The sequence below is a fragment of the Microbacterium sp. TW_SC_2 genome (assembly GCF_055361165.1).
In genome coordinates this window covers 2,765,378-2,790,965 of record NZ_CM143952.1, presented here as the reverse complement: position 1 = coordinate 2,790,965, position 25,588 = coordinate 2,765,378, and the positions used below count along the sequence as shown (strand labels likewise).

The window sequence follows — 25,588 nt, the reverse complement described above, 5'->3', positions numbered from 1 at the left end:
GAGTGTGGAGCAGGGTCAGCCGGCGATGCACTCCGGGCCGCGCTCGGAGATGATCTGCGTGGTCAGGTCCTTGTCGGCCTGGTCCTTCTGGCGGTCCTCGCCGTCGGCGAGGTAGTTGAGGGTCTCATCGCTCAGCTCGGAGTCGACGAGGTAGCCCGCGAGGCACTCGGAGGCTTCGTCCGTGAAGACCTCGCCACCCGGCTGGGTCGCGAAGAACTCGGACAGCCCCTTGGCGACATCGGCCTCGGACGGACGGGTCTCGCCGGCGCCGCAGGCGGCGAGGGAGAAGGCCAGGGCCGCGATGGGCAGGGCCAGGAGAAGGCGGGCGGAGGGGCGCAGGTTCCGGTCGTTGAAAGTCATAGCCCCACGCTATCGGCTCACAGCCGACTGATAGGGAGCCGCGCATGGGCAGATATGCCCACCGTCACTCCTGTCCGCGGGCGTGCTGTCTGCCACGATGGCCTCATGTTCATGGTGACGACGAACGACATCCCCGGTTATCGCATCACGCAGGTCCTGGGTGAGGTGATGGGTCTGACCGTGCGCTCGACCGATTTCGGTCAGGGTTTCACAGCGGGATTCCGCTCGCTCGGCGGCGGCGAGATCCCCGAGTACACGCAGGTCATGTACGAAGCGCGCCAGGTGGTGATGGGGCGCATGTGGGAGCAGGCGGTGCAGCGCGGCGGCAATGCGATCGTCGCGATGCGCTTCGACGCGGGGTCGATCGCGAACTTCACCGAGATCTGCGCCTACGGCACCGCCGTGGTCGTGGAGCCCGTCGCGCAGGCATCCCCGCCGCCCGCATCCGCTCCCCAGGCTTCCGCTCCGCCGCAGGCGTCCCCGCCGCCACCGCCCGCCGTCTGATCGGCAGCGGGCGCAGCGCGGCGCTCAGCGGGCGAGCACCAGCAGGTCGCCGACCTCGCATTCGAGCGCCTCGCAGATCGCGCGCAGCGTGGAGTAGCGGATGGCCCTGGCCCGGTCGTTCTTGAGCACCGACAGATTCACGATGCTCACCCCGACCCGTCCGCTGAGCTCGGTCAGGGTCATGCCGCGTTCCGCGAGCAGTTCGTCGAGACGGCAGTGGATGCCGGTGAGCTCGTCGTCGTTCTCTGCCGGGCTCACACCAGACCCTCCGTCTCCTTCTCGAGCCGCGCGGTCTCGTCCTGCAGGCGGATGCCCTGGCGGAATGCGATCGCGATCAGGCCGACGGCGACCCCGGTCGCGAAGACGGGAACGATCGACCAGAACTCGAGGGGATGGACCGGGTCTCCCGGACCGAGATCGATGGCTCCGAGGACACCGTTCAGCCCTCGGTTCTCGAGCATCACGATCAGCATCGGTGCGAGCACGAGCGTCCATCCGATCGCGTCGAACGCCCGCGCGTTCCCCCGGACGAAGAACCGGCCGCGGAGGAAGTTCCACGCCACGAGCATGACGCCGACGATCACGATGAGCGGGGCGAGAGTCCAGAGCACGAGCGATCCGATGATCGCGGCGGTCGAGAGTGGATCCACGTCGGTCGCGAAGACCATCACCTGCTGAGCGATGCCGTCGACGGTGACGGCTCCGGAGTCCGCCGTCGCGCTGATCGGCTGCTCATCGATGGGGACGGACCACGCGATTCCCTGATCCCGGAACGTGCCGAGGGTGCGCAGGACGGTGCCGAACGCGACGACGACCAGCGCGGCGGCGCCGAAGAGCAGCACCGTGACGGCATCCGCGGTCTGCGATCGGGCCGAACGGAAGGGGGAGGAGGGCATCAGATCAGTCCTTCCGTCTCGCGCTGCAGTCGGTCGCCGATCGCGAACGCCGTGCTGATGACGGCGATGATGAACGCCGCGAGCACGAAGGTGAACGGTTCGATGCTGATCACGGCATTGTCGACGGAGTTGTCGGTGACGGCGGCGACGGCCGCGTTGGCGAGCATGTTGTCGAAGAACTGCACGGCAGCGAAACCGAGCAGACCGGTGATCCCGGCCGTCGTGACGAGCCCGGTGTTGCGGCGGCTGAAGACCGTCCCGGACAGGATGCCGCGCGCCAGCAGCATCAGGCACCCGATCACGACGACGATCGTGAGGATCTGGATGACCTGGCCGAGGACCCCCGGCACCGTCGCGGTCGGGGGCAGCTGGTCGGCGGTCATGATCGCGCGGTCGAGCTCGAGCGTGATGTCCGCACCGCCCGCGCCGAGGGGAGCCTCGACGGGTTGGTCGACGAACTCGACCAGGACCGGGACCCGCCCACCGCTGACGAGTTCGATGATGCGGATGATCGAGAAGACGGTGATGTACGCCGCGATCGCCACTCCCGCGATGCAGAAGCCGATGAGCGCGCCGGCGTCGCCGCGGGACAGTGTGCCCTGTTTCGTCGAGGTCATGATCGTTCCTTATCGATAGTCGTTGTTAGCGATAAACGTTAACATAACGAAAATCGATATGTCCGTCAAGACCGGTGCGGAGGAGCGGGGGCGGAGAGGCTCTGTGGCGCTATGCCGACGGCGAACACGGGCATACCGGCGCTGCACGGTGGTTACTCTCGATGTACAGGCGCGAGAAGCGTCTTCGCCCCCGTGCGAATAAGGAGTCACAGCATGTTCGAGAGATTCACGGACCGAGCCCGTCGTGTGGTCGTCCTCGCCCAAGAAGAGGCGAAGATGCTCAACCACAACTACATCGGAACCGAGCACATCCTGCTCGGTCTCATCCACGAGGGTGAGGGCGTCGCCGCCAAGGCACTCGAGAGCCTCGGCATCTCGCTCGACGCCGTGCGCGAGCAGGTGCAGGACATCATCGGCCAGGGCCAGCAGCAGCCGACCGGTCACATCCCGTTCACTCCGCGCGCCAAGAAGGTGCTCGAGCTGAGCCTCCGCGAGGCCCTCCAGCTCGGCCACAACTACATCGGCACCGAGCACATCCTGCTCGGCCTCATCCGCGAGGGGGAGGGCGTCGCCGCACAGGTCCTCGTCAAGCTCGGCGCCGACCTCAACAAGGTGCGCCAGCAGGTCATCCAGCTGCTCTCCGGTGCTCCGGGCCGCGAGCCCGCCGCCGTCGGCGCGCAGTCGAACGACACCCCCAGCGCCCAGGGCGGCTCGGCGGTGCTCGACCAGTTCGGCCGCAACCTGACCCAGGCCGCGCGCGATAACAAGCTCGACCCGGTGATCGGGCGCGAGAAGGAGATCGAGCGGGTCATGCAGATCCTGTCCCGCCGCTCCAAGAACAACCCCGTCCTCATCGGCGAGCCCGGCGTCGGCAAGACCGCCGTCGTCGAGGGTCTCGCCCAGGCCATCGTCAAGGGCGATGTGCCCGAGACGCTGAAGGACAAGCAGGTCTACTCGCTCGACCTCGGTTCGCTCATCGCCGGTTCCCGCTACCGCGGTGACTTCGAGGAGCGCCTGAAGAAGGTCACCAAGGAGATCCGCACGCGCGGCGACATCATCGTCTTCATCGACGAGATCCACACCCTCGTGGGTGCGGGTGCCGCCGAGGGCGCGATCGACGCGGCCAGCATCCTGAAGCCGCTCCTCGCCCGCGGCGAGCTGCAGACGATCGGTGCGACCACGCTCGACGAGTACCGCAAGCACTTCGAGAAGGATGCCGCTCTCGAGCGTCGCTTCCAGTCGATCCAGGTCGCGGAGCCCAGCCTCCCGCACACGATCAACATCCTGAAGGGTCTGCGCGACCGCTACGAGGCGCACCACAAGGTGCAGATCACCGACGGCGCGATCGTCGCGGCATCCAACCTCGCCGACCGGTACGTCTCCGACCGCTTCCTCCCGGACAAGGCCATCGACCTGATCGACGAGGCCGGCGCCCGCCTGCGTCTGTCGATCCTGTCGAGCCCGCCCGAGCTGCGCGAATTCGACGAGAAGATCGCCAAGGTCCGCGAGCAGAAGGAGCTGGCCTCCGAGGAGCAGGACTTCGAGAAGGCGGCATCGCTGCGCGACGAGGAGAAGAACCTCCTCGCCGAGCGCCTGCGTCTCGAGAAGCAGTGGCGTTCGGGTGACGTCGCGACCCGCGCGGTCGTCGACGAGGGCCTGATCGCCGAGGTGCTCGCGCAGGCCACCGGCATCCCGGTCTTCAAGCTCACGGAGGAGGAGTCCAGCCGACTCGTCTTCATGGAGAAGGCCCTGCACCAGCGCGTCATCGGTCAGGAAGAGGCGATCGCCGCTCTCTCCAAGACCATCCGTCGCCAGCGTGCCGGACTGAAGGACCCGAAGCGCCCCTCCGGCTCGTTCATCTTCGCCGGCCCCACGGGTGTCGGAAAGACCGAGCTCGCGAAGGCTCTGGCCGAGTTCCTGTTCGACGACGAGGCGGCACTGATCGCCCTCGACATGAGCGAGTTCGGCGAGAAGCACACGGTCTCGCGTCTGTTCGGAGCCCCTCCCGGATTCGTCGGTTTCGAAGAGGGCGGCCAGCTCACCGAGAAGGTGCGCCGCAAGCCGTTCAGCGTCGTGCTCTTCGACGAGATCGAGAAGGCGCACCCGGACATCTTCAACTCGCTCCTGCAGATCCTGGAAGAGGGTCGTCTGACCGACGGCCAGGGCCGCGTGATCGACTTCAAGAACACCGTGATCATCATGACCACCAACCTCGGTGCGCGTGACATCGCCGGTGGACCGGTCGGGTTCCAGGTCGAGGGCAGCAACGCCACGACCTACGAGCGGATGAAGGGCAAGGTGAACGAGGAGCTCAAGCGCAACTTCAAGCCTGAGTTCCTGAACCGCGTCGACGACATCATCGTGTTCCCGCAGCTGTCGAAGGAGGAGCTGGTGCAGATCGTCGATCTGTTCACCAAGCGCCTCGCGGAGCGTCTGCTCGACCGCGACATGACGATCGAGCTCTCGCAGTCCGCGAAGGAGCGCCTCATCGAGATCGGGTTCGACCCGGCCCTCGGTGCCCGTCCGCTGCGTCGCGCGATGCAGCACGAGGTCGAGGACCGGCTGTCGGAGAAGATCCTGCACGGCGAGCTCAACCCCGGCGATCACGTGAAGGTCGATGAGAAGGACGGCGAGTTCCTGTTCGAGCACGGTCCGCGCGGCGAGCAGGTCTCGGTCGGCGTGAACACCGGCGGCGAGATCTCGGCCACTCCCGACCTGGCGGTCACCAGCGGGGAGTGATCCCGAATCGACACGGAAAGGGGTGGATGCTGCGGCATCCGCCCCTTTCCTGTGTCCGGCACAGGTGCCGGCGGGATGCGGGTTCTAGGCTGGGGATGTGAGCGAGTACATCGTCCGACCGGCCCGCAGCGCCGACGTCATCGGCATCCGCAGCCTGCTGCAGCCGATGGTCGAGCAGCGCATCCTGCTCGGCAAGGACCTCGCCGTGCTCTACGGCTCGGTGCAGGAGTTCGTGGTGGCCGAGGCCGACGGCGAGCTGATCGGCTGCGGCGCGCTGCACGTCATCTGGGAAGACCTGGGCGAGGTGCGCACCCTCCTGGTGCGCGAGGACTGGCTGCACCACGGCGTCGGTCGGGCGATCGTCGACCGCCTGGAGCAGAGCGCCGCCGATCTCGGACTGTCGCGACTGTTCTGCCTGACGTTCGAGGTGCCGTTCTTCACGCGTCGCGGATACACCCCGATCGGCGAGCAGGTCGTCGACCCCGACGTCTACTCGCAGCTGCTGCGCAGCGGTGATGCGGGTGTCGAGGAGTTCCTCGATCTGGCGCACGTGAAGCCGAACACGCTCGGCAACACCCGGATGCTGAAGGTGCTCAACTAACCTGGACACCATGCCCCGTCAATCCGCTGCCGTCTACCGTCGGCGGAGGCTCGTTCTCTTCGGCGGTCTGATCGTGCTGCTCGCGGCCGTCGGCATCGGCATCTGGCTGTTCATCGCGAAGCCGTGGGCGCAGGCCGCCGATGGTCCGAGCCCGGTGCCGTCGTCGACCGGCACGCCGAGCGCGTCGCCGACGCCCGGCGAGGAGACCGCTTCCGCCTCCCCCTCGCCCGAGGCCACCGATCCGAACGCGCCTCCCGCGGTCGTCGCCTGCGAGGCGAAGGACATCGAGGTCACCGCGGTCACGGACGCCGACACCTACGCCGCCGGCGTGCTGCCGAAGGTCTCGATCTCGCTCACCAACACCGGCACCACCGACTGCACCATGGACGTGGGGTCGACCACGCAGGTGTTCACGATCTCCAGCGGTTCCGATGTGTGGTGGCGTTCGACGGACTGCCAGGAGAACCCGAGCAGCATGATCGCCACGCTGACGGCGGGGGCCACGGTCACGAGCAAGGATCCGGTGACGTGGGACCGCACGCGCTCCAGCGTCGAGACCTGCGCGCAGGAGAATCGGCAGCGTGCTCCCGGAGGCGGCGCCTCGTACCACGTCGAGGTCTCGATCGGCGGGTTCACGAGCCTCACCTCGAAGCAGATCCTGCTCTTCTGAGCATCCCCCTCACCTCGCCGACCGGCCCCTCTGTGTACGACCCGGCCCTCTTTTTGCACATTTAAAGGGGCCGCTCGCACAAAAGGGGGTGGCTCGGCGAGCACGGGGCGCGGGGGAGGCGCTGGAGAAACGCGCGAACCTCGAAGCAGAACCGCGGCCACACCTTCGAAAAACGTGGTGCGCGCCGATATTCTCTTCGGAAGCTTCTGATTTAACCGGAATCCTCGACCGATGCTGACAGGCCCTGTTCTTTGGGATACCATTGAGTGACTCTCGGGAATATGCGGCACATGCCATCCCCAGTGGCGTCGACTACAGCGTCCCCAGCGCTTCGACACTCGCCGTTCGAGAGTCCGAGGGCCCTCTCGAGTACCCCAGTCCCCAATGTGGGACTCGAGAGGGCCCCTATCGTTTCCGCCGGACGCTGCTCAGCGCGCGGACACCCGTCTCCTGCCTAAGCTGGATGCATGGCATCCAAGAAGGCGAAGACCTCGAAGAAGAAGCCCGCCCCCGAGGAGTTCCGCTCCGAGGCCTTGGCGCAGGCACTCGAGAAGCAGGACATCGCCGCCGTCGCCCTGGCGCTGCGCAACGGCATCACCGTCGTTCCGCTGATCGCCCCGGGGGCGCGGGACAATCCCCTGGACAGCGGCGAGGTCTGGACGTATCGCGACCGGGAGAGCGGTGACATCGCTCTCCTGCTCTTCAGCGATGCCAAGAACAAGCCGGACAACCTCCCGCCCGGCGTCGGCATCTACTCGGCGGCGTGGCTGCGGACGTTCCTCGCCACGCATCCCATCACCACCGTCTTCCTCGACATCGCCGGCCCGCACCCGATGCAGGCGGGCCCTGCCGAACTTCTCAAGGCGCTGGACGCGTAGCTCGCACCCGCGGCGCGGTCAGAGCGGCGGGCTCAGGACGACGCGATCAGAGCGGCGCGGTCAGAACGGCGGGATGTCGCGGTCGGGACGTCGTGCCGTGTTGCGTCGGCGTACGTCTTCCAGCGCGGCCCGGAGCGTCTTCGACCGGTCGTCGACGACCTGCTCGTAGCCGAGGCGCGCGGCCTCGGAACGGCGCTGAGCCGCCTGCGTGACGGGGCGGATCTCGCCCGCGAGGCTCAGCTCGCCCACCGCGGCGACCGTGCGCGGCACGGACCACTGGCTGATCGTGCCCGCGACGGCGATCGCGATCGCGAGGTCGGCTGCCGGCTCGGTGAAGCGCACGCCGCCGACGGTCGACACGTACACGTCGAGCGTGCTCGTCTTGATGCCCGCGCGGCGTTCGAGGATGGCCAGCACCATCGCCACCCGCGAGGAGTCGACGCCGTGCACGATGCGCCGCGGGTTCGGTGCCGAGCTGTCCACGGTCAGCGCCTGCACCTCGACCGGGAGCGCCCGACGGCCCTCGAGCGAGATCGCGACGCAGGTGCCCGGCTCTGTCGCCCCCTGGGAGAGGAACAGGCCGGACGGATCGGGCACTTCGGCGATGCCGTCGCCGGTCATCTCGAAGCAGCCCACCTCGTCGGTGGGGCCGAAGCGGTTCTTGAGCGCCCGGATGAAGCGCAGCGACGTCTGACGGTCGCCCTCGAAGTGGCACACGACATCGACCAGATGCTCCAGCACGCGCGGCCCCGCGACCTGACCGTCTTTCGTGACGTGGCCCACCAGGATCACGGGCAGGCCGCGGTCCTTCGCCACGCGGATCAGGGTCGACGCGACCTCGCGCACCTGGCTCGGTTGTCCGGCCGCTCCGTCGATCAGCGAGGAGGTGACCGTCTGCACGGAGTCGACGATCACGAGCTCGGGCTTCACCTCGTCGATGTGCCCGAGGATGGTCGCCAGGTCGGTCTCGCTCGCCAGATACAGCTCGTCGTGCAGCGCTCCCGTGCGCTCACCGCGGAGACGCACCTGCGCCTGCGACTCCTCGGCGCTCGCGTACAGCACCCGCCGCCCGCCGCGCGCGGCCTGTGCCGCCACCTCGAGCAGCAGCGTCGACTTGCCCACCCCGGGTTCGCCGCTGAGCAGGATGGCCGCCCCGGGCACGATGCCGCCGCCCAGCACCCGGTCGAACTCGCCCACACCGCTGGAGCGTCGGGGCACGTCGAGCGTGGTGACCTGCGTGATCGGCCGGGCCGCGCGATCGGCGGTCGGAGACAGCGCGGTGACCCGCTGCAGGATGCCGGTCTTCGCCGCCTGTTCCTGCACGGTGCCCCACTGCTGGCACTCGGCGCAGCGGCCGACCCACTTCGCCGTCGTCCACCCGCATTCGGTGCACACGTACGCGGGGGGAGCGGGTTTCCGGGTGGCCATGCACCCAGGCTATCGGCGGCATCCGACATCCCTATCGGCGGAGGCATTATTCACGGCCCGACCGCTGGATGCCGCAAGGACGCGCGGCGATAATGGAGTCATGGCCAATGGCGGGCCCGTCTGCGGGCCGATCTCGACGTTCTCACGGGTGCGGCTCCTGCACGCGCTCTTCGAGGCGCGCACCGTGTGCACCATCGGGGAGCTCTGCGAGGCCACGGGTCTGCACCCGAACACCGTGCGCGAGCACCTGCAGCGCCTGATCGAGGGCGGCTACGTGATCCAGGCCACCGAGCACCGCACCACCCGCGGACGCCCCCGCACTCTGTACAGCGCGGTGACCGGAGCCGCCGACGCCTCGAGTCCCATCGCCCGCGACAAGGTCAGCGCCGCCGCCCGCCGCGGAGACCTGCTCCGGCGCGTGCTGCCGGGCGCGGCATCCGCCCTCGGACGCGATGCGACCTACCAGCTTGACGCCCTGATCGAACACTTGGAGGAGAGCGGCTTCGAGCCCGTCGTCGATGACGAGCAGCTCACTGTCGACCTCAGCCCCTGCCCGCACGCCGCGGGCCGCGCCGAAGACCGTCCGATGCTGTGCACCGTGCATCTCGGCCTCATGCAGGGGGTGCTCACCGAAGCCGGTGGGCCGCTCGCTGCCGAGGCCGTGCGCACCTCCGCCCTCCCGGCGGACTGCACCGTGCAGCTGCGAGTGACGGAGATGACCGCCGCCTAGGCGAGCATCCACGTTTATTCACGGTCGACGCCCCTCCGGGAGCGACGAACCGATGGCTAGCGTGAGCAGATCAGTGCAGGGCGCAGAAGAAGGAGTGCTCCATGGAATGGCTCGACCCGCTTGTGCTGTCGCGATGGCAGTTCGGGCTCACGACCGTCTACCACTACCTCTTCGTGCCTCTCACGATCGGCATGGCCCTGGTCGCGGCGATCTTCCAGACCGCGTGGGTGCGCACCGGCAAGGTGCAGTACCTGCACCTCACGCGCTTCTTCGGCAAGATCTTCCTCATCAACTTCGCCATGGGCGTGGTCACCGGCATCGTGCAGGAGTTCCAGTTCGGCATGAACTGGTCGGACTACTCGCGCTTCGTCGGTGACGTGTTCGGTGCCCCGCTGGCGTTCGAGGGGCTGCTCGCCTTCTTCTTCGAGGCGACGTTCATCGGACTGTGGATCTTCGGCTGGGACAAGCTCCCGCAGAAGCTGCACCTCGCCACGATCTGGTGCGTGTCGATCGGCAGCATCCTGTCGGCGTACTTCATCATCGCCGCCAACGCGTTCATGCAGAACCCGGTCGGCTACGTGTTCAACCCCGAGACGAACCGGGCGGAGCTCACCGACTTCTGGGCGCTGCTGACGAACCCGGTCGCGCTGGCGGCGTTCCCGCACACGATCTTCGGCGCCCTCATGTTCGCCGCCGGTGTGGTGATCTCGGTCTCGGCCTGGCACCTGTCGCGCGGCCAGCACTTCGACACGATGCGCATCTCGCTCAAGTTCGGCCTCTGGGCCATGATCGTCTCGACCGCGGGCGTCGTGCTCACGGGCGACCAGCTCGGGCTCGCGATGTACGCGGCGCAGCCGATGAAGATGGCCGCCGCCGAAGCGACGTTCAACACCGTGTGCGGCGCCGACGCCTCGTTCAGCATCTTCACCCTCGGCACGCCCGACGGCAGCTCCGAGCTCTTCTCGATCCGCGTGCCGTTCCTGCTGTCGCTGCTGTCCACGCACACGCTCGACGCCTGCGTGCACGGCATCAACGACCTGAACGCCGAGTACGCGCTCACCTACGCCGACACCGGTCTCACCGACTTCGCCCCGATCCTGTGGGTCACGTACTGGGCGTTCCGCTGGATGATCGGCCTGGGCATGGCCGCCGGCCTCGTCGCCGTGATCGGCCTGTGGCTCACCCGCAAGGGCGCCAAGAAGCCCCCGACGCAGTGGATGTGGAAGCTCGCGATCTGGTCGTTCCCGCTCGCGCTGGCCGCGAACATCATGGGCTGGGTCTTCACCGAGATGGGCAGGCAGCCCTGGATCGTGTTCGGGCTGATGACCACGCAGGACGGCGTCTCGCCGGGCGTCTCCGGTCTCGAGGTGCTCATCTCGCTGATCGCCTTCACCGCGATCTACGCCGCGCTCGCCGTGGTCGAGATCCGCCTGATCATCCGCGCGGCCCAGAAGGGCCCCGACACCACCGAGCAACCCCACGACGAGACGGCCCAGCTGCCGTCGGTCGTGTACTGAGAGGGAGGAGCATCATGGATCTCGCAACGCTCTGGTTCTGGATCGTCGGCTTCTTCTTCGTCGGCTACTTCGTGCTCGACGGCTTCGACTTCGGAGTCGGCATGTCGCTGCCGTTCCTCGGCAGGAACGACGTGTCGCGCCGCCAGGTCATCAACACGATCGGCCCGATCTGGGACCTCAACGAGACCTGGGTCATCGTGGCCGGTGCCGTGCTGTTCGCGTCGTTCCCCGAGTGGTACGCGAGCCTGTTCAGCGGGTTCTACCTGCCGCTGCTGCTGATCCTGCTCGCACTGATCCTGCGCGGTGTCTCGTTCGAATACCGGCATCAGCGCGAGTCGGCGGCGTGGAAGCGCGGCTTCGACCGGATGATCGTGATCGGCTCCGCCGTGCCCGCGTTCCTCTGGGGCGTCGCGTTCGGCAACATCGTGCAGGGCGTCGCGCTGGATGAGAACCACATCTACGTGGGCGGGTTCTTCGCCCTGCTGAACCCGTACGCGCTGCTGGTGGGCGCGACGACGCTGCTGCTGTTCTTCCTGCACGGCGTGCTGTTCGTCGCGCTCAAGACCGACGGCCCGGTGCATCAGGATGCCCGCACGCTCGCCGCCCGCGCCGCGATCCCGACGGTGCTGGCCGCCGCCGCCACCGTCGTCTGGACGATCGCCCTGGCCGCGGACCGTGAAGCCCCGCTGCTCTGGCTCGTCGCGGCGACGGGCGCCGTGGCCGCCGTCTCGCTGCTGAGCGCGATCATCCTCTCGCGGAGCGGACGAGACGGGCAGGCGTTCTTCGCCGGCATCCTCACCGTGCTGTTCGCGGTCGTGATGCTGTTCACGGCGTTGTTCCCGTACGTGCTGCCGTCGACGATCGACCCGGCCTACAGCCTGACGATCCAGAACGCCTCGAGCACGCCGTACACGCTCACGATCATGAGCTGGACCGCCCTGATCGCCCTGCCCCTCGTACTCTTGTACCAGGGCTGGACATACTGGGTGTTCCGCAAGCGGGTCACCCGCAGCTCGATCGAAGGAGCACCGGCGCACGCGTGAAACCCGTCGATCCGAGACTGCTGCGATACGCGCGGGCCGCGAGGGGGTTCCTCGCGGCATCCGCGCTGATCGGCGTCGTGCAGACCGCGGTCGTGATCGTGTTCGCGTGGCTGCTGACGGATGCCGTGACCGGGGCGATCGCGGGGCGCGACGTCAGCGGCTCCCTGCTCGGGCTGCTCGCGGTGGCACTCCTGCGCGGACTGCTGATCGCCGCGTCCGACGCCGCGGGCACCCGGGCTGCCGCGAAGACCGGGGCGGAGCTGCGGGCGGTGCTGATGCGCGCGATCGGCGTGCTCGGGCCGGGGTGGCTCGCGCAACGCAACCGCACCGCGCTCGCCGTGACGGCCGGACACGGCCTCGAGGCGCTCGACGCCTACTTCGCCCGCTACATCCCGCAGCTCGTGCTGACCGCGATCGCGACGCCCGTGCTGCTCGCCGTGATGTGGTGGCAGGACTGGCCGAGCGGACTGACCGCGGCCATCACCCTGCCGCTGATCCCGCTGTTCCTGATCCTGATCGGCATGGCCACGCGCACCGTGCAGCAGAAGCAGTGGCAGACGCTGCAGCGGCTGGCCGTGCGCTTCGCCGACACCGTGCAGGGACTCTCGACACTGCGGCTGTTCGGTCGGGATCGGCGGGCGGCGGATCGGATCGAGTCGACGTCGGAGGAGTACCGCCGCGAGACCATGAAGGTGCTGCGGTACTCGTTCCTGTCGGGCTTCGCGATGGAGCTGCTGTCGTCGCTCGCCGTGGCCCTGATCGCGGTGTCGGTCGGGTTCCGGCTGCTCTCCGGCGACCTCTCGCTCGAGGTGGGGCTGTTCGTGCTGCTGTTGGCGCCCGAGGCGTTCCTCCCGATCCGTCAGGTCGGCGTGCAGTTCCACGCCGCGTCGGAGGGCGTCGCGGCGACCGAGGATGTGTTCGCGGTGCTCGACGAGGCCGGCGCGCGGCGGCGTGCCGGGGGTGACGTCGGGGTTTCCTCCGACGGATCGCCGTTGTTCCTGCAGGTAGCGGATGCCGGGGATGCGGCGACCGCCGGGGACGCCGTACTCGTCGTGGACGGTCTGCGCGTGCGCGACCTGCCGCCGATGTCGTTCACGGCGGGTCCGGGAACGATCACGCTGATCGAGGGGCCGAGCGGGGTGGGGAAGTCGAGTCTGCTCGCGGCGCTGCGGGGTGCGGCGCCGTTCGAGGGTCGCGCGGTGTTCGGCGGCGTCGACGTGCGGGCGCTCGCCCCGGCGGAGTGGCTCGCCTGGGCCGGGCAGGCTCCGGGGCTCCTGCAGGGCTCCGTCGCCGAGAACGTCGCCCTCGGTGATCCGGGCCCGGATGCCGTGCGCGTGCGCGAGGCCCTCGACGCTGCCTGTGCGGACGGGATCGATGCCGCGCTCGAGCTCGGCGTGCAGGGGAGCGGGCTCTCCGGGGGACAGGCGCAGCGCGTCGCGGTCGCTCGAGCCCTCTACCGCCACGCCGGCGATCCGCACCGGGTGCTGCTGCTCGATGAACCGTCCAGCGCCCTCGACCCCGAGACCGAGGCGCGCCTGTGGCATTCGCTGCGTCGCCGGGCGGATGCCGGGGCCCTGATCGTCCTCGTCTCCCACCGCCGCTCGGCGCGGGAGATCGCCACGCACGTCGTGTCGATGGGGGTGCACGCATGAGCCTCTCTCGCGTCCAACCCTCGGGTTCCGCCCGCTCGGCGCGCGTCGCCGAGGTGCTGCGTCTGGCGCAGCCGCCCGTGCGCCGCTTCCTGCCCGGGCTGCTGTGGGGAGTGCTGTCGGCGGGCGCCGCCGTGAGCCTGCTCGCGGTGAGCGGCTGGTTGATCGTGAGTGCCTCCATCGTCGACTCGCTCGTGCCTCTGTCGATCGCGGTGGTCGGGGTGCGGTTCTTCGCGGTGTCACGTGCCGTGTTCCGCTACCTCGAACGACTGAGCGGGCATGACGCCGCGCTGCGCCAGCTGGCCGCCCCGCGTGCGGACCTCGTGCGCCGGCTCATCCCGCTGTCGCCCGCGGGGCTCGGGTCGACCGACCGCGGTCAGTTGCTCTCGACGCTCGTGGATGACGTCGACAATCTGCAGAACCTGCCGTTGCGCGTGGTGCAGCCGCTCGCGGTCGCCGGCGTCGTCGCGCTCGGCGCCGTCGGGTTCATCGCGGTGATCTCCCCGCCGGCTGCCCTCACCCTGGCGGCATGCCTGGCGATCGCCGCCGCCGCCGCGATCGGCATGGGGTGGTGGTTCGGCTCCCGTGCCGAGGAACGCGTGTCGGCTCGGCGTGCCGAGCTGTCGGCCGCGCTCGTCGATTACATGGGCTCGCTCGACGTGCTGCTCGCCTACGGCGCGGAGGAGCAGGCGCGCGCGCGGGTGACGACGGCGGATGCCGCGCTGCGCCGGGTCGTGAACCGGGCATCGCTCGCGCAGGCGGTGGCTGCCGGGGTGATCTCCGTGGTCGCGGGTGCGGCGTCGGTGTGGGCGATCGCGGTCGCCGCTCCCGGGCTCGCGACCGGAGCGATCGACGGACCCTGGCTGGCCGTGGTCGTACTGGTGCCGATGGTCGTGTTCGAGGTGTTCGGTGCGGTGCCGGTGGCCGCGGCATCCTGGCGCAGTGTGCGCGCGAGCGCCGAGCGCATCGTCGAGATCCTGCCCGCGCGCATGCCCGAGGAGCTGCGGCCGGATGACGGCACGGACGACGTCACCGCGGATGCTGCCGGGGCCCGTGCGATGACGGCGCAGACGCCGACTCTGCGTCTGCGCGAGGTGCGGGCGCAGTGGCCGGGCGGTGCGCCGGCGCTGCGCGGTGTGGACCTCGAGGTGCGACCGGGGGAGCGGGTGCTGGTCGCCGGCCCGAGTGGCGCGGGGAAGAGCTCGCTCGCGGCCGTGCTGGTCGGCTTCCTGCGGGCGGAGGGGGAGTACACGCTCGACGGGGTCGATGCGGCATCCGTCTCCGGACCCGCGCTGCGGCGCGTGGTGGGGCTGTGCGAGCAGAGCCCGCAGCTGTTCGACGAGGACATCCGCCAGAACCTGCTGTTCGCGCGCGACACCGCGACCGACGACGAGCTGCGCGCGGTGCTCGAGCGGGTCGGACTCGGTGCGTGGGCGCAGGAGCGGGGCGGGCTCGACGCACGCGTGGGCGACCGCGGCGCGCTCGTGTCGGGCGGGCAGGCCCAGCGCATCGCCCTCGCGCGGGCCCTGCTGCGGGGGTTCCCGGTGCTGGTGCTCGACGAGCCGACCGCCGGGGTCGATGCCGATGCGTCGGAGGCGCTGCTGCGCGACCTGCTGCAGGCGGCGGGGGAGCAGTCGGTGCTGCTGATCTCGCACGTCGAGCCGCCCGTCGGGACGGTCGACCGCGTCGTGCGGCTCGAGGGCGGCCGCACGGTCTGAGGCTCAGCGGTGCAGCGGCCTCGGCGGCTCCATCACGATGCCCTGGGCTTCGAACGCGCGCCGGCGCTCCTCGATGCGGCGGTGCATCTCGACCTGCGCCGCGTCGACGATGCGGTCGTCGAGCGCGACGGTGGGGGGATGCGGGTCGCCGTGGTTCTCGGCGATGTAGGCGTCGAGTTCGGGTCCGGACGTCCACGAGGTGATGAGGGCGTAACGAGGGGCGGTGCCCCGGTGCCAGACCGCGTGCCAGAAGCGCTGGGTGTCGACGATGATGCGCGAGCCGCCCCGCAACGGCAGCCGGATCTCGGTGGCCGGATCGAACCGGTCGCTGCGGAGGATGAGCATCGAGTCGGGGTCGTCCGTGAGGTTGTAGTAGCCCCGGACCACCCAGCCCGTGCCCTCCTGGTTCAGACGGTTGTTGTCGTCCTGGTGCAGGTTGTAGATCGCGTCGGCGTACTCGTTGGGCTGCAGCTCGATCACGCGGCACCGGCCGATCGTGGCGCCGGGCTCCTGCGCGCGGCGCTGCAGCGTGGGGGCGATCGCCACCTGCGAGGGCACCCAGACCCCGTCCTTGTCGGTGCGGGGCGGGGTCTGGTTCCAGAAGCCGTTGCACTCCACGGCTCCGGCGTAGCTGGCGAGCGGGGCGAAGCGGGTGATGCCGGAGGACCGCCAGCCGATGTACTCCAGATCGAGCCATTCGGCGGGGTCACGGGACTGGTCGTGGTCGCTGAGAGCGACGTAGCCCGTCTCGGCGAGTGCGGCAGAGGTCACGAAACTCACGGTGGAGCATCCTTCCTTCGGGTGCTGAGGCCATCCTAAGGCGCTCGTGTTCTCCGCATCCGCCCCCGTCCCGTGCATAACCGCTTCTCCTCTCGCCCCGTCCGTCGACCGCCCCCTTCGCCGAGCGGCCCCCTTTCGCCGAGCGGCCCCTTCGCCGAGCGGCCCCTCTTTGTGCGAGCCACCCCTCTCTGAGCGTTCACAGAGGGGCGGCTCGCGCAGAAGGGGGCCGGTCGGCACACAGGGGCGGCGTCGATTCGCGCCGCCGCCCCGCGTCGCGTAAGCTGTTCCGCGGTGACGTGTCCGAGCGGCCGAAGGTGCAACTCTCGAAAAGTTGTGTAGGGTAACCCCCTACCGTGGGTTCAAATCCCACCGTCACCGCCATGGAAGCCCCCTCTTCGCGAGGGGGTTTTTCCGTGTCCGGGGCGGGGCGAGGTCATCGAGGAAGAGCGGCCTCGGAGTCCTCTCCTGGCATTCCGTCGTGCGGGCGACCGATTCGAGCATCACATCGGAGGACCGCGTCGCGCGTCTTCTCGACCTCCGCCGAGAGGAGATCTCATCGGGACGCGGTGACGGTGTCGCGGTAGCGGTTCGCGAGCACGGCGAAAGCCTCGGCGAGCTCGGGCGGGTCGATGACCTCCATCGCCACTTCGAAGCGGCCGTATGAGGCGGCGAGTGACCCCCACGACCATGATCCGGATTCGAGCGTGCAGCGTCCGTCGCTGTGCGGGCGTACGGTGCCGTCGCCTGCGAAGGGCAGTACCTCTTCGACGGGGAGGTCGAGGATCACGGTGCCGCGGCAGGGCCACTGGTTCACGTCGGAGCCCTTGAAGCGGGCGGAGACGAAGTCGTGCACATCGCCGCCCGGGACCTCGTGCGGGGTGAAGCGAGGACCGGTGGGGACGCGGGGCGTGATCCGATCGGCGCTGAACAGGCGCCAATCGTCTCGCTCCAGGTCCCACGCGAGGAGATACCAACGACCCCGCGCGGTGACGAGGTGGTGCGGCTCCACCCGACGCGGTGGGCGGAAGGGATCGTCGATCGGCGCGATGCGCGGCGCATAGTCGAAGCGGAGCACCTCGCGGGCGTGGATCGCGGTCGTCAGCGACAGCAGCACCTCCATCGAGATCCCGCCGGGCGTCTCCTCTCCCGGCCGCTGCCGGATCGCGGTGACCTCCAGGGCATCGAGGCGATGGCGGAGGCGGGAAGGCATCACCTGTCGCATCGTCGCCAGCGCCCGGATGGCACCCTCGCCGATCTCCGCTCCGGCGACCGAGGCGGTCTGCAACGCGACCGCGATCGCGACGGTCTGATCGTCGTCGAACAGCATCGGTGGCAGTTCGCTGCCTGCTGCGAGCCGGTACCCGCCATCCCGTCCCAGGGTCGCGTCGATCGTGTACCCCATCTCGCGGAGGCGCTCGATGTCGCGCCGCACGGTCCGGTCGCTGACCTCGAGCCGCTCGGCGAGCAGCGACCCCGGCCAGTCGCGTCGGGTCTGCAGCAACGACAGCAGAGTCAGGAGCCGCGAGGTCGGGGAAGTCATGTCGTCGACTCTATGACCGAACTAGGACACGATCTGACCTCCTGGCCTGAAACGCTGATGTCACCCACCGAGACAGGTCGGGACCCGACGCAAGGAGCACCCATGAGCATCCAGACCACCACCCACCTGAACTTCCGCGGCGATGCCCGTGCAGCGCTGGACTTCTACGGGGCCGTCTTCGGCTGCCCCGTCGTGATCAACACCTACGCCGACTTCGGGATGCCGGCAGACGTCCCCGGCGCGGACAAAGTCGTCTTCGGCCTCGTCGCCGCCGAGAACGGCTTCCGGGTCATGGGCTACGACATCCCCGGCCACACGGAAGGCGGTCTCGCCGGCGGCGGTGCGACCCGCCGCGAGAACCACATCACGGTCACCGACCAGGCCCTGTTCGTCTCCCTCAGCGCCGACAGCATCGAGGAGCTGCAGGGCTACTGGGACCGCCTCGCCGCGGACGCCACGATCGTCGAACCCCTCGCCGCGTCCGCGTGGAGCCCCGGCTTCGGGATGCTCACCGACCGGTTCGGCGTCACCTGGAGCATCAGCGTCGCCGCGAACTGATCCTCAGCTCCCGGGTGCGGACCTCCGGTCCGCACCCGGGACTCACAGCTCGCAGCGGGCGCCATCCTCCGGCAGCTCGAGGTCGACGAGGTAGTCGGCGACGATCCCGTCGACGCACGCGTTGCGGGAGATGACGGTGCCGTGCTGGTTGCCGTCGACGGTGAGCAGCCGTGCGCCGAGCGTCTCGGCCAGGCTGATGCCGCCGTCGTGGGGCGTCACGGGATCTCCGGTGGCGGAGATGACGAGCACCTCGGGCAGTCCCTCGACGTCGGTGGCGTAGGGGGAGCCGAGGGTCGGCTCGGCGGGCCAGAACGCGCACCCGTCCTGCGTGGCGGGGTCGGTGCCCGGGTCGAGGAAGGGCACGGCCTCGTTGAGGTCGTCGCCGAGCTGCGCCATCTCCGCGGCGGTGAAGCGTTCTTCGTCGAGGCAGTTGATGGCGAAGAGTGCCTCGTAGGAGTTCGTGTACTCCCCGCTCGCCGAGCGGCCGTAGTATCCGTCGCGCAGGGCGAGGAGGGCATCCGGTCGCCCCGCCTGCAACTCCGAGAGCCCTGCGATGATGGCGGGCCAGCTCGCCTCGGAGTAGAGGCCGGCCACGATCGCCTCGTTCGCTGCGAGGAAGCCGACCTCGCGGCCGTCGGCGGCGGTCAGCGGCTCGTCGACGAGCGGCCGCGTGAGCTCCTGAACCGCTGTCGTGGCCTGCGCCGGGTCCGTGCCCAGGGGGCATGCGGGCTGAGTCGCGCAGTGATCGGCGAAGCGCTGGAACGACGCCTGCAGTCCCGCGCTGAGCTGGATCCGGCGGTCCGCGGTGTTCTTGCGGGGGTCCACGGCGCCGTCCAGGACGAGCGCCCGGACGTTCTCCGGGAACATCTCCGCGTACACCGCTCCCAGTCGGGTGCCGTAGCTCACGCCGGCGAACGTCAGCTCGTCGTCGCCGAGTGCGGCGCGGAGCACGTCCATGTCGCGAGCGGCGTCGCGCGTCCCCAGATGCGCGAGCACCGCCTCGCTTCCCGAGCCGTCCGCGCACTTGTCGACGATCTCGCGTGCGGACTCCGACGTCCACTCGCCGAGCGCCGAGAGCGGAGCGTCGGCGTCTCGCTCGGCATCGGTGTAGCAGTCGACGGCCGGGCTGCTGAGGCCGACGCCCCGAGGGTCGAAGCCCACGATGTCGAAGCGTTCGGTGACCGGCCCCCCGGCCCACAGGGCGGCGACGAGGGGAGCGAAGGTGGTCGCCTGCGCGCCCGGGCCGCCGGGATTCAGGACGACGGAGCCGATCCGGTCGTCTCCGGTGGCGGCGATGCGCGTCACGGCGATCTCGAGCGTCTCGCCGTCGAGGTCGTCGTAGTCGATCGGCACCGTGAGCGTGGCGCACTCGGCGCTCTCGGCCGCTGCGACGATCTCCGGGACATCGGGCTGCGAGCCCACGATCGCGGGGTCGCAGGGCCCGAAGTCGAGCTCCTGCTCCCGGAACTGCTCCCGCGTGGTCTCGGTCGAGGTTCCCTGGTCGTCGGAGGTCGCGGCGGTGCATCCGGCGAGCACGAGCAGGGAGGCGGCGGCGGCCGCGATCAGGCCTCGTGCCGCCCATCGCCGTCGGTCTTCTCGGTTCGTCATGGTCGGTCCTTTCGTGAGGGTGTCAGCTGGCGAGTTCATCGATCCAGCTCGATCGCATCCGCCGGGCGCGTTCGGTGCTGCCGAGCACGGCCGCGAGCCCGATGAGCAGATTGAGGGGGAGGGGGAGCCGGACGGGGGAGGTGAAGGTTCCGATCGAGTCGGCGATCAGCGGGATCTGCGAGAGCGCCGCGACGATCTGGGGCACCTCCACGCCGAGGCCGACGACGACGAACACGATCGAGACGAGCCCGACCACCCGGCTCACGCCGGGATGCCGCTGGTGCAGGCGAGCGCGACGCCCTTCGGCGGATGCCGGGTCGGGGGTCAGCTGCTGCTCGGTGCCGTCGGGCCGCACGTAGTGGCATCGCCGGAGCCCGAAGCCGGTGATCGCGACCTCGATGTGACCCCCGGGCACGGGGAATCGGGTGGGCATCTTCGCGAACGACTCCAGCGCGCCGTCGACGTAGAGGCGGGCGCGGACCTCGCCGTCGGTCATGTCGCCGGCGTGGCGGACGTCGACGGCGTAGACCCGGGACGAGCCGTCCGGCGAGGTCAGTGCGATCGAGCGCAGCGATCGGCCGAACATCTGCCACCAGCGGTAGCGCCGCAGGGGTTCGCCGGAGCCGGTTCGGACTCGTCGGATGCGCCAGTTCTGGATGCCCATCGTCGTGATCCCCCTCGGATTAGTACAGTGTGATAGTGACGAGGGATTAAGCTAGCACACTGTGATAGACAGGTGTCACACGAGAGGGTGGAACACATGGATGTCGAATCGGACGAGCCGGGAACCCGCGCCAAGATCCTCATCGCCGCGGCGACGATGCTCGGGGAGAATCCCACCGCGCGCTTGAGCGTGCGGGCGGTGGCCGCTCGCGCCCAGGTGAGCACGGGGTCCCTGCGGCACTTCTTCCCGACGCAGCGAGAACTCGTGGAGACGGTGGTCGGGGCGATGTACGACCTCGAGATCCCGGACGATCCGATCAACGATCACTCCCTGACGCCGTCGGAGCGCCTCGTGGCGTGTCTGCAGATGCTCCTCGCCCAGGTCGGCATCGGCGATCGCGCCCGGCAGCAGTGGGGCGCGCTGTACGAGGCGTACGTCGCCTCACCCCCCTCGGAGGACGAGGCCGCCACCTACCTCGCGCTGGATCGCATGGGGCGTCATCGCATCGAGGAGTGGCTGTCCACGCTGGTGGAGGAAGGAGCGATCCCGGCGGGGAGGATCGAAGAGCGGGCGCGGTTCCTCACCACCGTCACGACCGGCCTCATGGCCGAGCGCGCGCTGCCCTCCGAGGCGGTGCGCCTCGAGGTCGAGCACGAGAGCCTGCGGCTCGCCGTCCACGCGGTCACGAGCGGGGGGGCCCGCGACCGAGGAGGCGACGGCGCAAGCGCGGTGAGAAGAAAGTCCCCTCCCGATCGCCCTCGCCACCCCGCGGGATGAGGTCACGCGAGCGGGACCGGAGGATGAGGTCCGGCACCGCAGCATCGATGCCGCGTCCTCATCGACGACCGCGTTGGCGGTCTACCACAGGCGGCTCTTCTGCGCTTCCCCCTCGCGCTTTCCCCGTCTCCCTGGGAGCGTCGCCCCATGACATCCACGAACATCCCGCACCGCGCGCTGCAGGCACTGCGCGCCCTGTCCGCCGACGACGCTCCCTTCGTCCTCATCCGGGGCTACGACTTCGGGAAGCGGATCTGGAACCGGGTGGAGCCGGGGGCGCGGGCCGCGCCGATGCGCATGCTCGGACACGACGCGGTCTTCGTCCGTGGTGAGGAAGGCGTCGCGCTGTTCTACGACGACACCCGCATCGCGCGGCACGGAGCGATGCCTGCGCTCGTGCAGGAGACCCTGTTCGGGCACGGGTCCGTGCACAGCCTGGACGGTGACGCGCACCGGCATCGCAAGAGCGCCTTCGTCGACATCGCCTACGAGGATGCGCAGGTCGCCCGCCTGACGCCGTGGCTCGAGCGGGAGTGGGAAGCCGAGCGCGCCGACTGGATCGACGGCGGCGCACGCACCGCCTACGGGGCCGCGACCGGCGCCTTGGGCCGAGCCGTGATGGGGTGGGCCGGGCTCCCGGGGACCGCCGCAGCGAAGACCCGGTGGTCCGCGCGTCTGGCGCAGATCGTCGACGGGTTCGGTGCCCCGTACTCGCCTGCCTACGCGCTCGCGGCACTCAACCGGCTGTGGTCCGACCGGCATTCCGCCCGACTCATCGAGGCCGTACGCGACGGCCGGCTGCAGCCCGATCCGGAGACTGCACTCTCGATCTGGGCCCACCACCGTGATCAGGCAGGAGATCTGCTTCCGGCGCGGGTCGCGGGTATCGAACTGCAGAACAGCATCCGCCCCATGATCGCTGTCGCGCGCTTCGTCGCCTTCGCAGGTCGAGAGCTCCACGGGCGCAGTGACTGGCGCACGCGCATCGCGCAGGAGACGGCCGAGAACCGCCGGCTCGTCGGAGGAGAGCTGGCGACGCTGTTCGCTCAGGAGATCCGCCGCACCGCGCCCTTCGTGCCGATGCTCCCGGGGCGCGCGATCGCCGACATCGACATCGAGGGTCAGCACGTCGCCGCGGGCGGGCGTGTCGTGCTCGACATCCTCGGAACCGACACCGATGACCGGTCGTGGACGCATCCGGAGCGCTTCGCGCCGGAACGCTTCGTCGACGTCGACGACTTCGAGACCCTGAAGACGTTCATCCCCCACGGGGGTGCCGACGTCGAGACGGGGCATCGGTGCCCGGGAGAGAAGCTCGCCATCGCGGGCCTCTCCGCGGGTATCGCGGTGCTGAGCGACCCGAATCTGCGCATTCTCGACGACGGCCTCGCCGTGAACCGGCGACGCCTGCCCACACGGCCGCGCTCCGGCGTCCGCGTCCGCTCGACGGATGCCTCAGCCACCGGCGCACGAGGCTGCCCGTTCCACTGAGCGCGCCGCCGCGGACGAGGGGGCGGGATGCGTGCCGGCCGTGCGCACGCATCCCGCCCCTTCCTATGCCCTGATCGACACCCCTCAGTGCGCTCGCCGTGTGTGCGCGCGTCGGAGGAGCGCGGCCCCCACGGCGAGAAGGCCGAGTCCTGCGAAGACGGCGAGTGCCGGGATGCCGCCTCCGGTGTTCGCGAGATCGCCGGTCGCCGAGGAGCTGTTGTTCTGCGCGTCTCCGATCTCACGGTCCGAGGTGTCGTCATCCACGGGCGGGGCCGTGGGTTCGACCGTGGGGGTCGGGTTCTCGGGCTCCGGCGTGGTCTCGGCCGCGGAGACGGCCTCGCTCTCCACCGCGGCCGCGTCGAGGGCGGTGACCACCCACGTCGGGGAGGCTCCGGCGTCCGCCGCGGAGGACAGGTCGTAGGCGAAGTCGGTCCCGCCACCCGCCCACACCGTGTCGACGAGGGTGCCGGGCGAGGCGGCGACCTCGGCCGCACTGCCGGTGCCCCGGTAGATCGCGTACTGGCGGGCTTCCCCGGCATCGCCCGTGCGCCAGGTGAGCCGGTCGGCATCGATCCGGACGTCGACGGGGGCGGTGACCGCGCCGTCCGAGAGCCACGGCTTCGCGGGGACGATCGTGGGGGATGCGAAGGCCTCGGAGCGCAGGAGATCGATCGCCGTGTTCTTCGCCTCATGCTTCGGCTGCTGGTCGACGGGCAGCGTGGCGATCGCGCTCGGCTGCATGTCGTTGTAGCTGAACAGCACGCTGCCGTCGATCCCGTCGAGCTTCTGGTTGAAGCGGATCTGGTGGGGGACCTCCTCCGGGTTCATCCAGGCCGCCTCCCAGCCGCCGTTGTTCACGTGCTTGTACAGCGCGTGTCCGACGTAGACCTGCGTCCGGCTGTCGGCCGCGACATCGCTCCACCACGTCGCGAGTTCGCCGTAGGGCGCGGCGGCCTGGTCGAAGCTCCAGTAGATCTGCGGCACGATGTAGTCGACGAGCTCGTCCTGCACCCAGCCGCGGGTGTCGGCGAACACGGCGCTGCTGTAGGTCTGCGACGACGAGGTCGGGGTGTTCGACCCGGCGGGATCGAGGGCCTTGTGCTCCCAGATGCCGAACGGGCTGATGCCGAGCTGAACAGCGGTGCCGGCCGCCGCGTTGTGCGCGTCGATCGTGGCGTCGACCTGCTGGATCAGGCTCGTGATGTTGTCGCGCCGCCACGCCTCGATCCCCTCAGCGGAGTCGGGGTAGCCGGCGGTGAGTCCGAACTCCTCGAAGGTGGCGCGGTCCTCGCCGGCCGCACCGAAGAACACGTTCTGCCCGTCCACCGTGATGCGGTAGGGGTAGAAGTAGTCGTCGAAGTGGATCGCGTCGACGTCGTAGTTCTCGACGATCTCGTCGACCGTGGCCGCCACGTACGCCTGCACCTCGGGCTGGCCGGGGTCGAGGAACAGCTTCTCCTCGAACGACAGCACCCAGTCGGGGTGCTGCACGGCGAAGTTGTCGTCGGAGAGGATCGCGGCGTCGTTCAGCGCGGCGAGATACTCGGGGATGCTGAGGGCTCTGACCTCCTCGGCGGTCAGTCCGAGCGCGGCGAGGGTCGCCGGGGCCGACATCTTCGTGTTGGTCACGCGGTAGGGGTTCAGCCAGGCGTGGAACTCCATCCCGCGCGCGTGGGTCGCGTCGACCATCTTCTGCAGCGGGTCGTAGCCGGGATCGGTGCCCTGAGGTCCGCCGAGGAACTCCGACCACGGGTTCAGCTCCGACGGGTAGTAGGCGTCCAACAGCGGCCGCACCTGGAAGATGACCGCGTTCATGTTCCAGGACTCGAAGTCGTCGAGCACGGTCGCGTACTTCGCGTCGAAGTCCGCGGGGCCGGCGGGCTTGCCGAAGTTCAAGTTCCCGATCGTCCCCACCCACGCGCTCGAGAACCGCCGGTTCTCCGGCACGAGCTCGGTCGGGATCGACACCTGCTCGCCGGAGCCCGGGTAGGTCTGCACGGGCTCGGTGCTGTAGCCGTAGGAGCCCGCCTCGTCCTTGACGTACTTGAAGAGCGGATCCTCTTCTGCGGTCGGTGCCGCTGCGGCCCCCGACGCCACTCCCAGCGTCATCACGGCAGCCGCGACGACAGCGATCGATCTTCTCAACATTGAGGCCTCCCACGTTACGGAAATAATTTCCACACATCTCTGTGCAGATGAAACTATCTACTAACGTGCCATGGATGCCGTCTGAAATCCAGGGGTGGACCTCCCGCGCATCAGCCCGTGGCGGCGGCCTTCTCCTCCTCCGAGTTCGGTGTCCAGCCGTACCAGCCGTCGTCGGTGGGCATCACGCTCCAGTCGCCGCAGGCGAACACGGTCTTCGCCGTGTACGGATCCGGCGCCTCCTCGAGCGTCCACGCCGGCGCCGAGAAGCGCTCCACCTCGACGCAGGCCTCGGGGAGTGCCGCGTCGCCGGAGAGCAGGATCACGGCGTCCTCGGCCTCCTCGAGCGTCGAGGTGCGCACGGTGATCTCGGTGGCGTCGGCCGGGATCCAGTCCGCATCGACCTCGGCACCCTCGTGGAAGGCGGCGACGTCGTCGAAAGTCGAGGTGGCCTGCTTGTGGACGAGGCTGTCGTAGGCGGAGCAGCCGGCGAGGGACAGCAGCCCGGCGAGCAGCAGGGCGGGGGTGGCGATGGCCGTTCGTGCGTTCATACCTCCAGCCTCGTCGCCCCCGACCGCCGGGGCATCGGGCGTGCGAGGTATCGGTATCCCCCCAGGGGATGATCCCGGGGGGAGGGCGGCCCGCCGTCCGTGCAGGTCGACGGGCCGCGCGCTC

Annotated in this window: 24 protein-coding genes and 1 tRNA gene; 14 read left to right on the top strand and 11 right to left on the bottom strand. The window is 69.5% G+C overall.

The features are described from left to right. Positions 1 to 15: 15 nt before the first annotated feature. Entirely contained in the window at positions 16 to 360 is a 345-nt protein-coding gene (locus ACWA14_RS13600) for a hypothetical protein (RefSeq protein ID WP_463794454.1), read from the bottom strand. Positions 361 to 465: 105 nt separating this feature from the next. On the opposite strand from ACWA14_RS13600, the gene ACWA14_RS13595 reads away from it, so the two are divergent. Further along, positions 466 to 864, top strand: a complete 399-nt coding sequence (locus ACWA14_RS13595) for a YbjQ family protein (protein ID WP_463794452.1) — start codon at positions 466 to 468, stop codon at positions 862 to 864. A gap of 24 nt (positions 865 to 888) precedes the next feature. Here the strand turns inward: ACWA14_RS13595 and ACWA14_RS13590 are convergent, their stop codons facing one another. From ACWA14_RS13590 to ACWA14_RS13580, 3 genes are read right to left on the bottom strand one after another with little or no spacing between them, the layout of a single operon-like run. Continuing rightward, positions 889 to 1,122: a helix-turn-helix domain-containing protein gene (locus ACWA14_RS13590; protein WP_463794450.1), complete on the bottom strand. Its 234-nt coding sequence runs from the start codon at positions 1,120 to 1,122 to the stop codon at positions 889 to 891. Beyond that, entirely contained in the window at positions 1,119 to 1,760 is a 642-nt protein-coding gene (locus ACWA14_RS13585) for a hypothetical protein (RefSeq protein WP_463794448.1), read from the bottom strand. Before ACWA14_RS13585 ends, ACWA14_RS13590 begins: the two co-directional genes overlap by 4 nt. Continuing rightward, positions 1,760 to 2,377 (bottom strand): hypothetical protein, encoded by a 618-nt coding sequence (locus ACWA14_RS13580; protein WP_463794445.1) that lies wholly within the window; start codon positions 2,375 to 2,377, stop codon positions 1,760 to 1,762. Before ACWA14_RS13580 ends, ACWA14_RS13585 begins: the two co-directional genes overlap by 1 nt. A 213-nt stretch (positions 2,378 to 2,590) precedes the next feature. On the opposite strand from ACWA14_RS13580, the gene ACWA14_RS13575 reads away from it, so the two are divergent. From ACWA14_RS13575 to ACWA14_RS13560, 4 genes are all read left to right on the top strand, one after another. After that, entirely contained in the window at positions 2,591 to 5,116 is a 2,526-nt protein-coding gene (locus tag ACWA14_RS13575; protein ID WP_463794443.1) for an ATP-dependent Clp protease ATP-binding subunit, read from the top strand. Positions 5,117 to 5,213: 97 nt separating this feature from the next. Beyond that, a complete protein-coding gene (locus ACWA14_RS13570; RefSeq protein WP_463794441.1) occupies positions 5,214 to 5,717 on the top strand; it encodes an amino-acid N-acetyltransferase in 504 nt (167 codons plus the stop codon). A gap of 10 nt (positions 5,718 to 5,727) precedes the next feature. After that, positions 5,728 to 6,387 (top strand): hypothetical protein, encoded by a 660-nt coding sequence (locus ACWA14_RS13565; RefSeq protein WP_463794439.1) that lies wholly within the window; start codon positions 5,728 to 5,730, stop codon positions 6,385 to 6,387. Between the two features lie 467 nt (positions 6,388 to 6,854). Then, entirely contained in the window at positions 6,855 to 7,265 is a 411-nt protein-coding gene (locus ACWA14_RS13560; RefSeq protein ID WP_463794437.1) for a dehydrogenase, read from the top strand. 60 nt (positions 7,266 to 7,325) lie between these two features. On the opposite strand, the gene radA is transcribed toward ACWA14_RS13560, so the two are convergent. Next, positions 7,326 to 8,693, bottom strand: coding sequence for a DNA repair protein RadA (gene radA / locus ACWA14_RS13555; RefSeq protein WP_463794435.1), 1,368 nt, complete (start codon positions 8,691 to 8,693; stop codon positions 7,326 to 7,328). A 100-nt stretch (positions 8,694 to 8,793) separates the two neighbouring features. Between radA and ACWA14_RS13550 the strand changes: the two genes are divergently transcribed. The 5 genes from ACWA14_RS13550 to cydC all read left to right on the top strand — a co-directional run bounded on the left by ACWA14_RS13550 (position 8,794) and on the right by cydC (position 15,350). Beyond that, on the top strand, positions 8,794 to 9,423 hold the full coding sequence (locus ACWA14_RS13550; protein WP_463794434.1) for a helix-turn-helix transcriptional regulator: 630 nt from the start codon (positions 8,794 to 8,796) through the stop codon (positions 9,421 to 9,423). A 101-nt stretch (positions 9,424 to 9,524) separates the two neighbouring features. Continuing rightward, positions 9,525 to 10,940: a cytochrome ubiquinol oxidase subunit I gene (locus tag ACWA14_RS13545; RefSeq protein WP_463794432.1), complete on the top strand. Its 1,416-nt coding sequence runs from the start codon at positions 9,525 to 9,527 to the stop codon at positions 10,938 to 10,940. Between the two features lie 14 nt (positions 10,941 to 10,954). Beyond that, entirely contained in the window at positions 10,955 to 11,983 is a 1,029-nt protein-coding gene (cydB, locus tag ACWA14_RS13540; RefSeq protein WP_463794431.1) for a cytochrome d ubiquinol oxidase subunit II, read from the top strand. Beyond that, positions 11,980 to 13,635, top strand: a complete 1,656-nt coding sequence (cydD, locus tag ACWA14_RS13535; RefSeq protein WP_463794430.1) for a thiol reductant ABC exporter subunit CydD — start codon at positions 11,980 to 11,982, stop codon at positions 13,633 to 13,635. Before cydB ends, cydD begins: the two co-directional genes overlap by 4 nt. Continuing rightward, positions 13,632 to 15,350, top strand: coding sequence for a thiol reductant ABC exporter subunit CydC (gene cydC / locus ACWA14_RS13530; RefSeq protein ID WP_463794428.1), 1,719 nt, complete (start codon positions 13,632 to 13,634; stop codon positions 15,348 to 15,350). Before cydD ends, cydC begins: the two co-directional genes overlap by 4 nt. Positions 15,351 to 15,353: 3 nt before the next feature. On the opposite strand, the gene ACWA14_RS13525 is transcribed toward cydC, so the two are convergent. Next, positions 15,354 to 16,130 carry a hypothetical protein gene (locus ACWA14_RS13525; RefSeq protein WP_463794427.1) on the bottom strand — a complete coding sequence of 259 codons (777 nt, stop codon included), beginning with the start codon at positions 16,128 to 16,130 and terminating at the stop codon, positions 15,354 to 15,356. 290 nt (positions 16,131 to 16,420) lie between these two features. On the opposite strand from ACWA14_RS13525, the gene ACWA14_RS13520 reads away from it, so the two are divergent. Further along, a tRNA-Ser gene (locus ACWA14_RS13520) sits at positions 16,421 to 16,511 on the top strand. A gap of 172 nt (positions 16,512 to 16,683) precedes the next feature. Here the strand turns inward: ACWA14_RS13520 and ACWA14_RS13515 are convergent. After that, positions 16,684 to 17,670, bottom strand: a complete 987-nt coding sequence (locus ACWA14_RS13515) for a helix-turn-helix transcriptional regulator (RefSeq protein WP_463794425.1) — start codon at positions 17,668 to 17,670, stop codon at positions 16,684 to 16,686. Positions 17,671 to 17,772: 102 nt separating this feature from the next. Here ACWA14_RS13515 and ACWA14_RS13510 point away from each other — a divergent pair, with 102 nt between their 5' ends. After that, on the top strand, positions 17,773 to 18,228 hold the full coding sequence (locus tag ACWA14_RS13510) for a VOC family protein (protein WP_463794423.1): 456 nt from the start codon (positions 17,773 to 17,775) through the stop codon (positions 18,226 to 18,228). Positions 18,229 to 18,270: 42 nt separating this feature from the next. Here the strand turns inward: ACWA14_RS13510 and ACWA14_RS13505 are convergent, their stop codons facing one another. Both ACWA14_RS13505 and ACWA14_RS13500 read right to left on the bottom strand, forming a co-directional pair. Next, entirely contained in the window at positions 18,271 to 19,836 is a 1,566-nt protein-coding gene (locus tag ACWA14_RS13505; RefSeq protein WP_463794421.1) for an alpha/beta hydrolase, read from the bottom strand. A 22-nt stretch (positions 19,837 to 19,858) separates the two neighbouring features. Beyond that, positions 19,859 to 20,500 carry a hypothetical protein gene (locus ACWA14_RS13500; protein WP_463794419.1) on the bottom strand — a complete coding sequence of 214 codons (642 nt, stop codon included), beginning with the start codon at positions 20,498 to 20,500 and terminating at the stop codon, positions 19,859 to 19,861. Positions 20,501 to 20,596: 96 nt separating this feature from the next. Between ACWA14_RS13500 and ACWA14_RS13495 the strand changes: the two genes are divergently transcribed. Further along, positions 20,597 to 21,277, top strand: coding sequence for a TetR/AcrR family transcriptional regulator (locus ACWA14_RS13495; RefSeq protein ID WP_463794417.1), 681 nt, complete (start codon positions 20,597 to 20,599; stop codon positions 21,275 to 21,277). A gap of 147 nt (positions 21,278 to 21,424) precedes the next feature. Continuing rightward, the gene (locus ACWA14_RS13490; RefSeq protein WP_463794414.1) at positions 21,425 to 22,768 is read left to right on the top strand and encodes a cytochrome P450; all 1,344 of its coding nucleotides are present in this window, start codon (positions 21,425 to 21,427) and stop codon (positions 22,766 to 22,768) included. 84 nt (positions 22,769 to 22,852) lie between these two features. On the opposite strand, the gene ACWA14_RS13485 is transcribed toward ACWA14_RS13490, so the two are convergent. Both ACWA14_RS13485 and ACWA14_RS13480 read right to left on the bottom strand, forming a co-directional pair. Next, positions 22,853 to 24,916 carry a glycoside hydrolase family 10-like protein gene (locus tag ACWA14_RS13485; protein WP_463794412.1) on the bottom strand — a complete coding sequence of 688 codons (2,064 nt, stop codon included), beginning with the start codon at positions 24,914 to 24,916 and terminating at the stop codon, positions 22,853 to 22,855. Positions 24,917 to 25,026: 110 nt separating this feature from the next. After that, on the bottom strand, positions 25,027 to 25,464 hold the full coding sequence (locus ACWA14_RS13480) for a hypothetical protein (RefSeq protein WP_463794409.1): 438 nt from the start codon (positions 25,462 to 25,464) through the stop codon (positions 25,027 to 25,029). Positions 25,465 to 25,588 lie beyond the last annotated feature (124 nt).

What these genes read in the sequence shown, in the direction of transcription:
- cydB (WP_463794431.1), top strand. Translation starts at nt 10,955, where the DNA reads ATGGATCTCGCAACGCTCTGGTTCTGGATCGTCGGCTTCTTCTTCGTC.
- ACWA14_RS13495 (WP_463794417.1), top strand. Translation starts at nt 20,597, where the DNA reads ATGGATGTCGAATCGGACGAGCCGGGAACCCGCGCCAAGATCCTCATC.
- ACWA14_RS13485 (WP_463794412.1), bottom strand. Translation starts at nt 24,916, where the DNA reads ATGTTGAGAAGATCGATCGCTGTCGTCGCGGCTGCCGTGATGACGCTG.
- ACWA14_RS13490 (WP_463794414.1), top strand. Translation starts at nt 21,425, where the DNA reads ATGACATCCACGAACATCCCGCACCGCGCGCTGCAGGCACTGCGCGCC.
- ACWA14_RS13580 (WP_463794445.1), bottom strand. Translation starts at nt 2,377, where the DNA reads ATGACCTCGACGAAACAGGGCACACTGTCCCGCGGCGACGCCGGCGCG.
- ACWA14_RS13545 (WP_463794432.1), top strand. Translation starts at nt 9,525, where the DNA reads ATGGAATGGCTCGACCCGCTTGTGCTGTCGCGATGGCAGTTCGGGCTC.
- ACWA14_RS13480 (WP_463794409.1), bottom strand. Translation starts at nt 25,464, where the DNA reads ATGAACGCACGAACGGCCATCGCCACCCCCGCCCTGCTGCTCGCCGGG.
- ACWA14_RS13595 (WP_463794452.1), top strand. Translation starts at nt 466, where the DNA reads ATGTTCATGGTGACGACGAACGACATCCCCGGTTATCGCATCACGCAG.
- ACWA14_RS13505 (WP_463794421.1), bottom strand. Translation starts at nt 19,836, where the DNA reads ATGACGAACCGAGAAGACCGACGGCGATGGGCGGCACGAGGCCTGATC.
- ACWA14_RS13565 (WP_463794439.1), top strand. Translation starts at nt 5,728, where the DNA reads ATGCCCCGTCAATCCGCTGCCGTCTACCGTCGGCGGAGGCTCGTTCTC.
- ACWA14_RS13560 (WP_463794437.1), top strand. Translation starts at nt 6,855, where the DNA reads ATGGCATCCAAGAAGGCGAAGACCTCGAAGAAGAAGCCCGCCCCCGAG.
- cydC (WP_463794428.1), top strand. Translation starts at nt 13,632, where the DNA reads ATGAGCCTCTCTCGCGTCCAACCCTCGGGTTCCGCCCGCTCGGCGCGC.
- ACWA14_RS13510 (WP_463794423.1), top strand. Translation starts at nt 17,773, where the DNA reads ATGAGCATCCAGACCACCACCCACCTGAACTTCCGCGGCGATGCCCGT.
- ACWA14_RS13585 (WP_463794448.1), bottom strand. Translation starts at nt 1,760, where the DNA reads ATGCCCTCCTCCCCCTTCCGTTCGGCCCGATCGCAGACCGCGGATGCC.
- ACWA14_RS13600 (WP_463794454.1), bottom strand. Translation starts at nt 360, where the DNA reads ATGACTTTCAACGACCGGAACCTGCGCCCCTCCGCCCGCCTTCTCCTG.
- ACWA14_RS13575 (WP_463794443.1), top strand. Translation starts at nt 2,591, where the DNA reads ATGTTCGAGAGATTCACGGACCGAGCCCGTCGTGTGGTCGTCCTCGCC.
- ACWA14_RS13550 (WP_463794434.1), top strand. Translation starts at nt 8,794, where the DNA reads ATGGCCAATGGCGGGCCCGTCTGCGGGCCGATCTCGACGTTCTCACGG.
- radA (WP_463794435.1), bottom strand. Translation starts at nt 8,693, where the DNA reads ATGGCCACCCGGAAACCCGCTCCCCCCGCGTACGTGTGCACCGAATGC.
- ACWA14_RS13515 (WP_463794425.1), bottom strand. Translation starts at nt 17,670, where the DNA reads ATGACTTCCCCGACCTCGCGGCTCCTGACTCTGCTGTCGTTGCTGCAG.
- ACWA14_RS13500 (WP_463794419.1), bottom strand. Translation starts at nt 20,500, where the DNA reads ATGGGCATCCAGAACTGGCGCATCCGACGAGTCCGAACCGGCTCCGGC.